Source organism: Streptomyces sp. NPDC049040 (assembly GCF_043197715.1).
In the GTDB taxonomy this organism is placed as follows: Bacteria; Actinomycetota; Actinomycetes; order Streptomycetales; family Streptomycetaceae; genus Actinacidiphila.
In genome coordinates, this window is the sequence record NZ_JBICTO010000006.1 from 146,835 (window position 1) to 160,853 (window position 14,019).

Below are 14,019 nucleotides of genomic sequence, written 5' to 3' on the forward strand. Positions count from 1 at the left end.
GCGGCATGGCGAAGACCGGGACCACGACGCAGGGCCTGCGCACGGCGATCGAGCGCAGCGGCTACTACCCGACGCTGGTGTCGGAGGCCGTGGAGGCCGCGGTCGGGCAGGAGCCGGTCGCGTCGTACCTGGTCCACCAGGAGACGACGTTCGACGCGAACGAGGTGCGGCGCCATGTCACCGTGCTGGTGCTGACCGAGGGGCGCTTCATCGTCAGCCACACCGACGAGCAGGCCGCGGACGACACCTCGCCGACCCCGTACGCCACCACGTCGACCGAGTCGGTGAAGATCGGCCGGATCTCATCGGTCGTGGTGAGCCGGGTGGTGGCGAACCCGGAGTCGTACACACCGGGCACCCTGCCGCGCGAGGTGGTGCTGACGATCGGCTGGGGGGCGGTCTCCCGGCTCGACCTGGAGCCGGCCGCCTGCGGCGACCCGAACTGCGAGGCCGACCACGGGTACACCGGCTCCTCCACCGCGGACGACCTGTCGCTGCGGGTGAGCGAGGCGGGCGACGGGCCCGACACCGTACGGCAGACCCTGGCCTTCGCGCAGGCGCTCTCCGAGGCGACCGCGGCCGTCGACTGATGGGCCATCCGTTCCACGCAGGCGCCGACCCGGTGCCGCTCGACCCGCGCGACGCCCCCGTGCCCGGCTACGGCAAGACCGCGCTGTGCGACGTGATCCCGGCCGCCGTCGCGGGCTTCGGCATCCCCGGCATGCCCGCGACCGGGCTCGAACTGGCCCACGCCGACCGGGTGTGCGTCTTCCTGGTCGACGGCCTCGGCTGGGAGCTGATAAGGCGGCACCCGCAGGAGGCGCCGTATCTGTCCTCCCTGCTGCCGACGTCGCTCGGCGGCACCGGCCGGCCGCTGACCGCGGGCTTCCCAGCGACCACCGCCACCTCGCTGGCCTCGGTCGGCACCGGGCTGCCGCCCGGCGCGCACGGTCTGGCCGGCTACACCACGCTGAACCCGGCCACCGGCGAGCTGATGAACCAGCTGCGCTGGCAGCCCTGGACGTCGCCCACGGCCTGGCAGCCGTATCCGACGGTCTTCCGGCTGGCCGACGCCGCGGGTGTCGCGACCTGCCAGGTGTCCTCGCCGACCTTCCAGAACACCCCGCTGACCAAGGTGGCGCTGTCCGGCGGCACCTTCCACGGGCGGCTCACCGGCGAGGAGCGCGTCGACCTGGCCGCCGACCGGCTGGCCGCCGCTGACCGGACCCTGGTCTACACCTACTACAGCGAGCTGGACGGGATGGGTCACCGGCACGGCGTGGACTCCGACGCGTGGCGCGGGCAGCTGATGATGGTGGACCGCCTCGCGCAGCGGCTCGCCGAGCAGCTGCCGCCGCGGGCCGTCATGTACGTGACCGCGGACCACGGCATGATCGACATCCCCTTCGACGAGGACTCGCGGATCGACTTCGACGAGGACTGGGAGCTGCGGGCCGGCGTCGCGGTGCTGGGCGGCGAGGGCAGGGCGCGGCACGTCTACGCGGTGCCGGGCGCCGCCGCAGACGTGCACGCGGTGTGGAGCGAGGTGCTGGGGGACCGGATGTGGGTGGCGGCCAGGGACGAGGCGGTCGAGGCCGGCTGGTTCGGGCCCGACCCGGATCCCCGGGTGCTCGCCAGGATCGGCGACGTGGTCGCCGCCGCGAGCGACGACATCGCGATCGTGGCCTCCCGCACCGAGCCGGGGGAGTCCAGGATGACGGGCCTGCACGGCTCGATGACCCCCGTGGAACAGCTCGTGCCGCTGCTCGAAGTACGCTCCTGACGTCCTCGTCCCTCCCACGTCCCCCAGCGAAAGGCCGCCGTCCCACCCATGTCCGAGCTGGTCTTCTTCTCCGGAACGATGGACTGCGGCAAGAGCACGCTCGCCCTCCAGATCGTCCACAACCGCACCTCCCGCGGCCTGCAGGCGGTGATCTTCACCCGCGACGACCGGGCAGGGGAGGGCAAGCTGTCGTCCCGGCTCGGCCTGGTCACCGACGCGGTCGAGGTGACCGACGGCATGGACCTCCACGGCCATCTGGTCGGATTGATAAGCCGCGGCGGCCGGGTGGACTACGCGGTCGTGGACGAGGCGCAGTTCCTGGCACCCGACCAGATCGACCAGCTGGCCAGGGCGGTGGACGAACTCGACGTGGACGTCTTCGCCTTCGGCATCACCACCGACTTCCGCACCCGGCTCTTCCCCGGCTCCCAGCGGCTGATCGAACTCGCCGACCGCATCGAGGCGTTGCAGGTCGAGGCGCTGTGCTGGTGCGGCGCGCGGGCCACCCACAACGCCCGCACGGTCGACGGGGTGATGGTCGTGGAGGGCGCGCAGGTGGTGATCGGGGACGTCGACGGCAGGTCGGCCGATGTGGGCTACGAGGTGCTGTGCCGCCGCCACCACCGGCGCAGGACGACCAGCGTGAGCGCGGCCGCCGGTGCGCTGTCGCCCGACGTGCTGCCGGTGACGCCTTCGTAGGGCGGGACCCGGCGGCCGCCAGGAGCGGCGGCCGCCGGGTCCTGCTGCCGGTCAGCCGGCCGAGGCCGGACCGAACCTGGCGACGACCGTGCGGTCCGCCGTCACCGTGACGGCGGTCGTCGGCGCGGTGCTGCCGAGGTCGGTGCCGTCCACCGTCCAGCCGAGCAGCCGGAAGCCGCGCGCCGGCACCGCGGTGACCTTCACCGTGTCGCCCTTCTCGTAGCGGCCGGGTTCGGTCGCGTTGCCGGTGACCCGGACGGTGCCGCCGGTCGCCGGGTCCGCGGTGGCCGTCACCGACTGCTGCACCATGTTGATCGCCATGATGTTGTGCAGCCTCACGGGACCGGTGTACGTGGTGCCGTTGTAGCGCAGCACGTTGACCGCCTCCACGTCCGCTGAAGGACCGGCCTTGACGGTGTAGCCGCCGTCGCCGAGGTTGTCCGTGCCCAGGTTGAAGGCGCGGACGTCACCGGAGTCGACGGCCAGACCGTCGTGCATGCCGTATCCGAAGACGTCGAGGACCGTCAGGTGCCGGGCCCCGTCGACATGCACCAGGTCGGTGTTCTTGCGGGTGTAGCCGTCGATGGTCTGCGCGAACAGGTTGCTTCCCAGACCCCAGTTCGGCAGGTCGAAACCGGTCCTGTTCACCGCGTTGCCGTTGCTGAGCACGCCGTCGATCGACCCGTGGTCGGCGGCGCCGACCGTGATGCCCCGGTTCAGGAACACGCCGCCCACCTTGTGCACCACGAAGCCGTCGTTGCGGTCCGACGTCAGGTCGATGCCGTTCCACGAGTCGGTCATGGTGACGTCGACGACGTAGGTGCCCGGTGCGGTGCCCCTGATGTCGTAGGGGTAGGGGACGTATCCGGTGGCCGGGTTGTTCTCCGGGTGGAAGACCCGCAGGCCGCGGACCCCGGCGCCGTTGCCCGCGAGGGTGACGAGCGCGGTGGCGGTGGCGGGCTCCGCGGTGTCGCGACCCTCGTAGGCGAACAGCACGGTGCCGCCGCTGTTCCCGCCCTCGTCCCGGTTCGGGGACGCGGCTGCCCCCCGCAGCTCGACGCCGGCCGGGACCTTCACATGGGTCCCGACGCGATACCAGCCCGCGGGCAGGTAGACGGTGCCGCCGCCCTGGGCGCCCGCCCGGTCGAGCAGGCGCTGGAGCGGGGCGGTGGCGTCGGCCGCCGGCAGGTAGCCGACGCCGTGCGGTACACCGTCCGCGACGTAGAGCGCCTGTCGCGCGGGTGCCGGGTCGGCGGCCGCGGACGGGGCTGCCGGGACCGTGCCGGGCATCTTCACGACGGTGCCGGAGGTGGGCCCGTCCACCGTGGTGCCGGTGACCTTCACGTAGCCCGCGGAGGCGTTGCGGATCGAGGCGGCGCTGCCCTGGAGGGTGCCGCCCGCGAAGGACATGCCCCAGCGGTTGTCGATGTCGTCCACCTGGAGGGCGACGTCGGTACGCACCACCGTGGTGCGCAGGAACGCGCCCACGAACGCGGCCCGCTGGCCCTTGACCACCTGGATCCCGAGGTGGAGGTCGGACAGCGAGATCCCGGAGAACTGGTCCCACTCCAGGTCACCGAGCACGAGACCGGTGGCGTTGGCCCGCGTCCAGCGGTCCAGTTCGGCCCGCTTCGGCGGCTTGTACGCCGAAGGCGCCTTCGCCCAGTAGGAGTTGGAGAAGGTGATGTCGTTCCAGGTGCCGACGTCGGAGCCGTTGAAGGCGGTGACGCCGTCGGACAGCACCGTGCCCCTGACGTCGTCGACCGTCGCCGACTCGTGCACCTGGCCCTGCACCGCGGGCCTGCCGCGGTCGTCGGCCTTGGTGGAGACGCCGATGCCCTTGTACGAGTTGAGCATCGTGACGTGCGAGACCGTGCCCATCATGAAGTTCGCGTCGCTCTGCCAGGCGGAGCCCGGGATCTCGAAGGTGTAGCCGTACGGCACCGGGTCGGTGGCGCTCTGCCGGGGGTAGTAGGTCGTCAGGCCCTGCACCGAGGCGCTGCCGCCGATCCGGAAGAGTACGGGGCCGTCCGCGCCGGCCGGCAGGTCGGCGCTGATCACGGTGCCGTAGGAGCCGGAGCCGTGGTCCGGGTCGCGCCGGTCGCCGCGCAGCGAGCAGAAGGCCGGGATCTCCACGGTGGTGGTGATCCGGTAGGTGCCCGCGCCCATCCACACGGTTCCGCCGCCCGCGTCCTGGCAGTCGTAGAGCGCCGCCTGCACCGCGGCGGTCGCGTCCCGGTGGCCGGTGGCGTCGGCGCCGTGGTCGCGCACGTCGAAGTCCGCGACCACCGGATCGCCGGTGGGGTAGCGGGTGTGGACCAGGACCGGCTCGGGCGTGACCGCCTTGCGCAGGTGCACTTCGAGGTCGGCGAGCGACACCTTGCTCGCGCCGGGCGCGTAGCCGGTGACCGCGAGGCGGACCCAGCGTGCGGTGGTCGCGGGGAAGGCGGTGCCGGTCACCGAGTCGGGACCGGTGCTGCCGTTGCGGCCCACGTCGCGGAAGTGGGTGCCGTCGGTGGAGAGCTGGACGGTGTAGTCCCAGGCGAAGGTGCTCTGCCAGGTCGTCTGCACCTGGTCGAAGCGCTTGGCGGCGCCCAGGTCGAGGGTGAAGGTCTCGCCCTTGCCGCCGTCACCGCTGACCCAGGCGGTGGAGCTGTCGCCGTCGATGGCGGCGGCGGCCGAGGACCCGGCGGCGCTGCTCGACGCGGAGGCCGTGCCCAGGTGCGCCAGGTCGGTGTCCACGGCCAGCGCGTGGAAGCCGTCAAGGGCGGTCTGCAGGGCGTGGAAGGCGGCGCGGGCCTGCTCGTCGGTGACGCCGCTGCCGTTCGCGACCGACCGGGCCGCGTCCGCGGCCTGCTTCAGCGCGTCCTTGGCACCCGCCGGGTACTGCCCGTCGCGGGTGCCCTCGCGGGCCGCCAGGTAGGCCAGATCCGCCTGTGCCACCAGCTGCTTCAGCCCGGTCGTCGGGTCGAGCGCCTTGGGCAGCGCGGTCACCGAGACCCGTGCCACCTTCAGCTCACCGGCGCCGCCACCGGTGGTGATGCGGAAGTCGGAGCCGTTGGAGCGGTTGGTGAGGATCGCGTCGTCCAGCAGGAAGGTGTGGGTCTTCCAGGTTCCCGAGTCGCCGTAGGTGAAGACCGGGGACTGCTTGAACATCTGCGGGATGGTGTCGCCGGGGGAGTCGTACTCGAGCTGGATGGATCCGTTGCCCCGGTCGAAGTAGTCGATGCTGACGGCGACCGGGTCGCGGTTGTCGTAGATCGTGGCGTCGTCGGCGTTCATGTAGAAGAAGCCGGTCTCCGCGCCGGGGTTGCTGTGGTCGGTGCCCCAGTAGCCGCGGCCGTCCTGCACACCGGTGACCAGGTGGGTCTCGTTGTCGCCGGCCCGCGGGGTGACGCCGTGCACGTCGACGGCGGTGCCGAGGTCCACGGAGAGGCCGGCCGCGATCCGGACCGCGGCGACCGTGACGTCGGCAGGCGCGTCGCCCTGGACGCCGGATATCCGCAGCTGCCGGCCGGCGGAGAAGTCCGCTGGGATCGTGAAGGCCTCGGTCCTGAAGGCCCCCGAGCCGCCGAGCGCGGCACTGCCCAGCACCTCGCCCGTACCCCGGGTCAGCCGCAGGGCGCCGCCGCCCGCGTCCTGGTAGGTGACGGCGACGGTCAGCTGATCCGCCGTCACCGTGTCGGTGTACTCCTGGTCGAGGTCGAACGCCAGGTAGCCGGCGCCGGCCGCGACATCGGTGCGCCAGTACGGGGTGCCGTCCTGCGTCCCGGTCTTCAGGGCCGCGGGGTCGTCACCCGCGGCCGCGGTCAGCCCGAGGGTGAAGGGCCGGGGGCCGAGGTCGGCGCCGATCCCCAGCGGGTAGAGCGCGGGTGCGGCCGCCGACGCCGGCAGCGAGGCCGGCAGCAGCAGGGCGACGGCGGCGAGCAGCAGCAGGGCGGGCGCGCGCAGCAGCGCCCGGATACGCGTACGTCTGGGTGGCACGGACAACCTCCGAATATCACGATGGGACGTGCGGGTCAGGGGGTCGTACGGGTGGGGCGGCAGACGGCAGGCGCTCCGGCCGCCTCCGCAGGCCGGGCGGCGGGCGGCGCGCGGACGTCGCCCGCCGCCAGGAGCGGACGGCGGTGGCGGTGCGGAGAAAAGGGCCGGTGCCGCTGCGCGGCGGCAGGACCCGCGGGTCCTGCCGCGTGCTCAGGCCAGGCGCAGCCGGAGCGTGAGGATCTGGAAAGGGCGCAGGTCGAGCGGCAGCCCGCCGCCGGCCTCCGGTGCGAGCCGCTCCACCGGGTTCTCCAGCAGGTCGGTGACCTCGGCACCGGACACCGCGAAGTCGGTGCGCAGCACCCCGCGGGCGGAGCCGCCGCGCGACTCGTACAGCCGCACCACGACGTCGCCCGACCGGTCGTCCGCGAGCTTGACCGTCTCGACGGTGATGTCCGGGTTGTCCACGGTGATCAGGGCGGCGCCGCCGGCCGGCGCCTCGCCCGCCGGGCGCAGCGGCAGGTTGAGGGCGTAGCCCGCCGCGACGGCGTCGCCGATGTCGGCGCCGACGACCAGTGCGTAGGTGAAGCGGTGCCGGCCGCGGTCGGCCTGCGGGTCGGGGCTGTGCGGGGAGCGCAGCAGCGACAGCCGCAGGGTGGTCGTGGTGCCGCCGTCGCCGCGGGTCTGCCGGGACACGTCGTGGCCGTAGGTGGAGTCGTTGACGACCGCCGCGCCCCAGCCGTGCTCGCCGATGTGCACCCAGCGGTGCGCCCACAGCTCGAAACGGGCCGCGTCCCAGCTGGTGTTCTCATGCGTGGGGCGCCGTACGTGGCCGAACTGGATCTCCGCGCTCTCGGTGTCCGCGTGCACGTTGACCGGCCAGGCGGCCTTGAGCAGGGTGTCCCGCTCCTGCCAGTCGATGTCGGTCCTGACCGTGAGCCGGTCGCTGCCCGCGGTCAGTTCCAGGTGCTGCACCAGGTGCGAGGCGCCGAAGGCCCGCTCCACCCGGACGGCGGCCAGCAGCGGCCCCGACTCGGCCACCTCCACCGACACCGCCTCGGTGAGGTCCTTGACGGTGTCCCGGTAGTAGCCGTCGATGTTCCAGGCGCTCCACAGGTTCGGGTCGTCGGGGTGCAGCTGGAGCAGGTTGCCCGCGCTGCCGGGCGCGATGGCCTCCCGGCCCGCCCGCAGGTCGCGGACGGAGCGCACCAGTCCCTCCGCGTCGATCCGAACCCGCAGCACCCCGTTGTCCAGCACGGTCGCGCCGTCCTCGGTGCTCGCGGTGACCGGCGGCAGCCCGGAGGCCACCGCCCGCCCGGTGCCCAGCGGCGGTGCCTCCACCAGCACCGCCTGCCGCCCGTCGGAGAGCGGCTGGCCGCCCTCGGCGCGCGGCTGCGCCGGCACCACGGCCACTTCGCGGCGGGCGTAGGGACCGGCGTTGAAGAAGGCCAGGCCCTCGCCGCCGTCCAGCGCGGCACCGATCACCTCGGCGAGCTCCGCCTGCAGTTCCGCGTGCACGGCTTCGGCCTCCTGGTGGACCCAGGCGATGGAGGAGCCCGGCAGGATGTCGTGGAACTGGTGCAGCAGGACCCGCTGCCAGATCGACTCCAGGCGCTCGTACGGGTAAGGGGCGCCGCGGCGCACCGCCGCGGCCACCGACCACAGTTCCGCCTCCCGCAGCAGCGCCTCCGCCCGCCGGTTGCCGCGCTTGGTGCGGGCCTGGCTGGTGTAGGTGCCGCGGTGGTTCTCCAGGTACAGCTCGCCGCGCCAGACCGGCAGCCGGTCGTACTCCGCGCGGGCCGCCGCGAAGAAGTCCGCGGGGTCGCCGACCTCCACCCGGGTGGATCCCTCCAGGTTGCGCAGCCTGCGGGCCTTCTCCAGCATCTCCCGGGTGGGGCCGCCGCCGCCGTCGCCGAAGCCGAAGGGGGCAAGGGACCGGGTCGCGGCGCCCTTGTCGGCGAAGTTGTCCTCGGCGTGGGCCAGTTCCGCGCCGGTCAGGCTCGCGTTGTAGGTGTCGACCGGCGGGAAGTGGGTGAAGATCCGGGTGCCGTCGATGCCCTCCCAGTCGAAGGTGTGGTGCGGCAGCCGGTTGGTCTCGTTCCACGACAGCTTCTGGGTGAGGAACCAGCTCGCCCCCGCCAGCTTCGCCAGCTGCGGGTAGGCGGCGGTGTAGCCGAAGGAGTCCGGCAGCCACACCCCTTCCTGCGCGATGCCGAACTCCTCGGCGAAGAAGCGCCGGCCGAAGACCAGCTGCCTGGCCAGCGCCTCACCGCCGGGCAGGTTGCCGTCGGCCTCGACCCACATGCCGCCGACCGGCGCCCAGTTGCCCTCGCTGACGGCCTTCTTGATCCGCTCGAAGATCTCCGGACGGCGCTCCTTGATCCAGGCGTACTGCTGCGCGGAGGAGCAGGCGAAGACCAGCTCGGGGTACTCCTCGGCGAGTGTCGTCATGTTGGTGAAGGTGCGGGCGCACTTGCGCACCGTCTCCCGGATCGGCCACAGCCACGCGGAGTCGATGTGGGCGTGGCCGACCGCGGTGACGGTGTGCGCGGAGGCGTAGGCGGGCCTGGACAGCACGTCGGCCAGCAGGTCGCGGGCGGTCTGCGCGGTGCCGGGGACGTCTCTGACGTCGACGGCGTCGATCGCGTGCGCGAGCGCCCGCAGGATCTCGTGCCGGCGCGAACCGCCCACCGGCAGCTGCCGCATCAGCTCGTCGAGCACCTCCATGTCGTGCAGCAGGTGCCACACCGCGCCGTGGCGGACCGCGAGGTGCGCGGCACGCAGCCGGTAGAGGTGCCCGGTGCCCGCCGTCTCCCGGGACCCGAAGTGGGTGCCGACGGACTTCGCGCCCTCGATCATCGGGTTGGCGGCCAGCTCCACCAGCAGGTCCACCGGCTCCCCGCCGGCCGCGGGCTCGGCGAGCAGCACGCTGCGGTGGTGCGGGTGCAGCCCCTGGAGCGGTGAGCCGGCGGCGTCGTGCACGAAGCCCTCGGCCTGGCCGCCGGGACCCATGGACAGGTCGAAGCCCAGGTCGAAGACCGCCTCGACGCGCTGCCCCGCCCACTCCCGCGGGATGCGCCCGGTGACCTTGAGCCAGCTGGTCGACCAGGGGCCGCCCCAGGTGTCGCCGATCGCGATCGGTTCGTAGGCCGCGGTCAGGGCGTCGGCCACCGGGACGGGTTCGCCGGGGACGTGCCAGGCGGCGAGAGCGAGGTCCACGGGGTCCCCGTGGAGCGCCGGTCTGACCACCTGCGCCAGGAATTTGGTGATCCGCTCTTCGACGATGTGCCGGTCGTCATGCACTGGTGTGCTCTTTCTGCTGGATGGTCTGCCGGGTCGTGCGCCGGTCCTAGGCGGTGCGCCAGGTGCGCCGGGGGACGAACCCCAGCAGATCGGTACATGCGGTCGTGTCGAACAGGCTGCCGTGCCCGGCCACCGATGCGGGTACGGGCACGCCGGGATGGTGGGCGGCCATCAGCTCGGCGGACGGCACGGCGGACGTGGTGTCGGCCGCGGTGACGTTGACGACGTGGCAGCCGTGTATGTCGCCCTCGACCGCGAGGCGGATCGCCCGCGCCGCGTCGAGGGTGTGCAGCCAGCCCCACAGGTCGTGACGTTGCCCGGCGGGGTCGGCCGCGCACGCGGCGAGGAAGTGGTCGAGGCGCTCACCGGTGCCGGTGAAGGGGAAGCGCATGCAGACCGCGTCGAGCCCCCAGCGCCGGTGCGCCGTCGCGGCGACCTCTTCGAGCACCACCTTGGACAGCCCGTAGGGGTCACGGACCAGGCTGGGATGCGCCTCGTCCAGCGGTACGTACGCGGGCGAGACCGGTACGGGGGACCAGGCGAGGCCGGCCGCCGCCATGCTGGAGGCGGCCACCACCCGGCGCACCCCCGCCGCGCCCGCCTCGTCGAAGACCCGGTGCGCGGTGTGGCAGTTGGCGGCGAACATCGCGCTGCGGTCGTCCACGTTGGGGTGCGGGATCGCCCCCAGGTGCACCACCGCCTCGACGCCTTCCATCGCCTTGCCCACCAGGTCGCGGTCCTGGAGGTCGCCGATGTGCACCCGCTCGGCCCGGGGTTCGTCGGTGGGCACCAGGTCGGTCAGCACCAACCGGTGCCCGGCCGCCAGGAGTTCCTCGGTGACATGGGAGCCGATGTGGCCCGCGGCCCCCGTCACCAGGATCCGCATCAGCCCTTCACCGCCCCGACCAGGCCGTTGACGAAGTAGCGCTGCAGGCTCAGGAACAGCAGGATCACCGGGACCACCACGATCAGCGCGCCGGCCATCAGGTTGTTGTAGTGCGGCACGTTCTCCGCCGCGAGGCTCTGCAGGCCGAGCGGCAGGGTGTAGGTGGTCTCGTTGTTCAGCGACACCCTGGTGAGCAGGTACTCGTTCCAGGTGGGGATCGCGGTGATCAGCGCCACCGTGATCAGCGCCGGCCGGGTCAGCGGCAGGTAGATGCGGGTGAAGATGTGGAATTCGTTGGCGCCGTCGACCCGCGCCGACTCCCGCAGCTCTTTCGGCACCGCGGTGAAGGCGCCGGTCATCAGCAGTACCGACAGCGGCGCCCCGCCGTTGACGAAGGGCAGCACCAGGCCCATGTGGGTGCCCAGGATGCCCATCTTGTCCTCCAGCAGCACGATGGGCAGCATCACCGTGACACCGGGGACGAAGAGCAGCGCCACGAAGAGCTTCTGCAGCGCCCCGCGGCCGGGGAAGTCCAGCACCGCGAAGGCGTAGCCGGCGGCCGCGTAGACCACCAGCGTCAGCACCACGGTCAGCGCGGAGACTTCGAGGCTGTTCATGAAGTAGCGGAAGAAGTGCAGCTGGTTCCAGGTGTCGGCCAGCGTGCCGAGGGTGGGGTGGTGCGGGATCAGATGGCCGCCGCGCACCACCTCGACCTGGTTCTTGAAGGCCGCGGAGACCATCCACAAGAAGGGGTAGATGCTGATCACGCCGTAGAGCGCGAGCAGCGCGCCGACCAGCACCCGGGCGCTGATCCTGCGGGCCCGCACTGCTCCTGAGCCGGTGGGCCCCGGCGTGTGCGGGGGCCGCGAGGCGAGGGGAATCGTTGTCATGTTTTGCTCCGCATGACTCGCAGGTTGATCAGCGCGATGACCAGCGCGGCGGCGAAGAGGATCCAGCCGAGCGCGCTGGCGAGCCCGAGGGTCGGCGCGAGATCCTTGAGGAAGGCCAGCCGGTAGGCCTCGAGGCCCAGCACGTTGGTGTGGTCGCCGGGGCCGCCGTTGGTCATCACCAGGAAGGTCTGGAAGCCCTGCAGCGAGTCGCGCAGGTTGAGCAGCACCACGATCGAGGTGATCGGGCGTACCAGCGGCCACACCACGGAGACGTTGGTGCGCCACCAGCCGGCGCCGTCCAGCTGGGAGGCTTCCAGCACGCTGCGGTCGATGCCCTGGAGCCCGGTCAGGTACAGCAGCATCGCCACCGGCACCGCACCCCACACGGTCACCACGATCATGGTGGGCAGCGCGGTGGCCGGGTTGCCGAGCCAGCCCTGCGGCTGGGACAGCGAACCCATGCCGAGGCTGCCGAGCACGGTGTTGATCGCGCCGTCCGGCTGGAGGATGTACTGCCAGGCGAAGAAGACCGCGATGCCGCTGGTCACGTACGGCACGAAGTAGACCGAGCGCAGCACGCCCTGCATCCGCTTGGCCGAGTTGAGCAGCACCGCCAGCGGGAAGGACACCAGGACGGTCAGCAGCGGGACGGCGATCATCACGTACAGCGTGTGGATCGCCGCGTGGTGCAGCCGGGGGGCGTAGGCCGGGTTCTGCCAGAGCAGGTCCTTGTAGTTCTGCAGGCCGACCCAGTCCCAGTGCGGCGCGAAGCCGTTCCACCGGGCGAAGCTCAGCAGGAAGCCGTAGCCGACCGTGTACAGGCCCATGACCGCGAAGAGGATCACGGCGGGGGCGACGAAGAGATAGCCGGAGACTGCCTCGTAGCCGCGGCGGCGCAGGACGCGCCGGCCGCTTCCGGGGTCGGCCGCGCCGGCCGGCCGGGGACGCGGTCCCCGGCCGGGGGCGGCCGTCTCCGTCAGTGCGGGACGGGGTGCCGTGGTCACTTGGACGTCGCCCAGAAGGAGTTGTCCAGCTTGGCCATGGCCTTGCCGGTGGCGTCCGCGTCCTTCTGCTTGAGCGGCGTCAGGTCGGCAAGGATCTCCGCCATGGAGTCCTGGTCGTAGCTCGCGGGCCGGAAGTCGTTGACGCTCGGGTCGTAGGTGTTCTCCGGGGTGCCGGTGAAGGCCTTGGTCATGTCGGCCAGCGTCGCGCCCATCACCGTGGCGGCGTCCGCTCCCAGTTCGGTGGAGGGCACCTCGGTGGCGTCCTTGGCGAACTTCGAGGCCACGTCGGGCTGCGCCAGGAACTTCATCCACTTCTCGGCGTTCTCGGGGTGGCTGCTGGTCGCCGAGACACTCAGGCCGGTGAGCGCCAGCGGGGCCAGGGCCGGCTTGGGCACCGCGCCGCCCGCCGGGCCGGGGAAGCCGAAGGCCATGACGTCCTCGGGGTTCATGGCGTTCTGCTGGAGGAAGGCCAGCGTGAAGGTGCCGCCGATGTCCCATGCGGACTTGCCCTGGGCGAAGGCCTGGTCGGCCGCGTCGATGTCCAGGGACTGGGTGCCGGGCATCCAGTACGGCTGCATCTGCGAGTACAGCCCGAGCACCTTGCGGCCGTCGGGCGAGGCGAAGTCGGCGGAGGCGTCCTGGCCCCAGAGCGCCTGGTACTTCTCCTTGCCCAACTGGCCGAAGGCCAGCGGCTGGAGTGCCCAGGTCAGACCGGTGGCCTTGACCTTCAGGCCGAGGCTGACACCGCCGTTCTTCGGGTCCTTGTCCGTGGTGGCCTTGAGGTCGGCGAGGAATTCCTCGTAGCTGGCCGGGGGCTTGGTGATGCCGGCCGCGGCCAGCATCTTCTTGTTGCCCATCACGATGCCGAAGGTGCCCGAGGTCAGCGGCACGCTGAAGCGCTGGCCCTCCTTGACGCCGTGCGACTTGGAGTCGGCCGGGATGGACTCCTTGTAGTGCGCGGGTGTCACCGTGCCCGAGGCCTGGACGGCCTTCTGGTACAGGCCGCTCCAGTCGCTGCCGACGTCCTTGGCGATGTCGCGCGCGATCCCGGTGGCGCCGAGTGCGAAGTCCTCGCCGTCGGAGTGGACTTCGAGCACGTCGGGCAGGTCGTGGGTCTTGGCCGCCGCCTGCACCTTGGTGGTGTAGGCGTCGTCGGGGCCGTAGGCCTGCACCGTGACCGTGATGCCGGTCTGCTTCTTGAACTCGGCGGCGGCGTTCTTGAGGCCCGCGACATGCGACTGCTTGAAGGTCCACATGGTCAGCGACTTGGCGTCCCCCGAGTTCGAGGAGCCACCGCCGCCGCAGGCGGCCAGCGGGCTCAGCGACAGGACCGTCGCCACCGCCGTCGCGGCAAGTCTGGTTTTCGGGGTAAAACGTGCGAATGGTGTGCGCATGGGCCCCTACCTAGGCTTCGGCCGTTCAGAAGACCGAATGACGTTGGAGTGACTGAACTTAGGGTCGCGTTTGGTATAG

9 protein-coding genes are annotated in these 14,019 nt (G+C 72.0%); 3 read left to right on the forward strand and 6 right to left on the reverse strand.

All coding sequences use genetic code 11. The annotated features are described in order from the left end of the window. Positions 1 to 5: 5 nt before the first annotated feature. From ACGFMP_RS18345 to ACGFMP_RS18355, 3 genes are read left to right on the forward strand one after another with little or no spacing between them, the layout of a single operon-like run. Positions 6 to 590: a DUF5998 family protein gene (locus tag ACGFMP_RS18345; protein ID WP_033173900.1), complete on the forward strand. Its 585-nt coding sequence runs from the start codon at positions 6 to 8 to the stop codon at positions 588 to 590. Further along, entirely contained in the window at positions 590 to 1,783 is a 1,194-nt protein-coding gene (locus tag ACGFMP_RS18350; RefSeq protein ID WP_393673467.1) for an alkaline phosphatase family protein, read from the forward strand. Before ACGFMP_RS18345 ends, ACGFMP_RS18350 begins: the two co-directional genes overlap by 1 nt. 48 nt (positions 1,784 to 1,831) lie before the next feature. Further along, positions 1,832 to 2,482 carry a thymidine kinase gene (locus tag ACGFMP_RS18355; protein ID WP_393673468.1) on the forward strand — a complete coding sequence of 217 codons (651 nt, stop codon included), beginning with the start codon at positions 1,832 to 1,834 and terminating at the stop codon, positions 2,480 to 2,482. 51 nt (positions 2,483 to 2,533) lie between these two features. Here ACGFMP_RS18355 and ACGFMP_RS18360 read toward each other — a convergent pair whose 3' ends face one another. From ACGFMP_RS18360 to ACGFMP_RS18385, 6 genes are all read right to left on the reverse strand, one after another. After that, positions 2,534 to 6,466 (reverse strand): discoidin domain-containing protein, encoded by a 3,933-nt coding sequence (locus ACGFMP_RS18360; RefSeq protein WP_393673469.1) that lies wholly within the window; start codon positions 6,464 to 6,466, stop codon positions 2,534 to 2,536. Positions 6,467 to 6,676: 210 nt separating this feature from the next. Then, a complete protein-coding gene (locus ACGFMP_RS18365) occupies positions 6,677 to 9,766 on the reverse strand; it encodes an alpha-mannosidase (RefSeq protein WP_393673470.1) in 3,090 nt (1,029 codons plus the stop codon). Between the two features lie 46 nt (positions 9,767 to 9,812). Beyond that, positions 9,813 to 10,652, reverse strand: coding sequence for an NAD-dependent epimerase/dehydratase family protein (locus ACGFMP_RS18370; RefSeq protein WP_393673471.1), 840 nt, complete (start codon positions 10,650 to 10,652; stop codon positions 9,813 to 9,815). Further along, positions 10,652 to 11,542 (reverse strand): carbohydrate ABC transporter permease, encoded by an 891-nt coding sequence (locus ACGFMP_RS18375; RefSeq protein WP_393673473.1) that lies wholly within the window; start codon positions 11,540 to 11,542, stop codon positions 10,652 to 10,654. Before ACGFMP_RS18375 ends, ACGFMP_RS18370 begins: the two co-directional genes overlap by 1 nt. Further along, entirely contained in the window at positions 11,539 to 12,546 is a 1,008-nt protein-coding gene (locus ACGFMP_RS18380; protein WP_393673474.1) for a carbohydrate ABC transporter permease, read from the reverse strand. The genes ACGFMP_RS18375 and ACGFMP_RS18380 overlap by 4 nt, the downstream gene beginning before the upstream one ends. Next, positions 12,543 to 13,886, reverse strand: a complete 1,344-nt coding sequence (locus ACGFMP_RS18385; protein ID WP_393673475.1) for an ABC transporter substrate-binding protein — start codon at positions 13,884 to 13,886, stop codon at positions 12,543 to 12,545. The genes ACGFMP_RS18380 and ACGFMP_RS18385 overlap by 4 nt, the downstream gene beginning before the upstream one ends. Positions 13,887 to 14,019: the final 133 nt, after the last annotated feature.

What these genes read in the sequence shown, in the direction of transcription:
- ACGFMP_RS18345 (WP_033173900.1), top strand. Translation starts at nt 6, where the DNA reads ATGGCGAAGACCGGGACCACGACGCAGGGCCTGCGCACGGCGATCGAG.
- ACGFMP_RS18370 (WP_393673471.1), bottom strand. Translation starts at nt 10,652, where the DNA reads ATGCGGATCCTGGTGACGGGGGCCGCGGGCCACATCGGCTCCCATGTC.
- ACGFMP_RS18355 (WP_393673468.1), top strand. Translation starts at nt 1,832, where the DNA reads ATGTCCGAGCTGGTCTTCTTCTCCGGAACGATGGACTGCGGCAAGAGC.
- ACGFMP_RS18375 (WP_393673473.1), bottom strand. Translation starts at nt 11,542, where the DNA reads ATGACAACGATTCCCCTCGCCTCGCGGCCCCCGCACACGCCGGGGCCC.
- ACGFMP_RS18350 (WP_393673467.1), top strand. Translation starts at nt 590, where the DNA reads ATGGGCCATCCGTTCCACGCAGGCGCCGACCCGGTGCCGCTCGACCCG.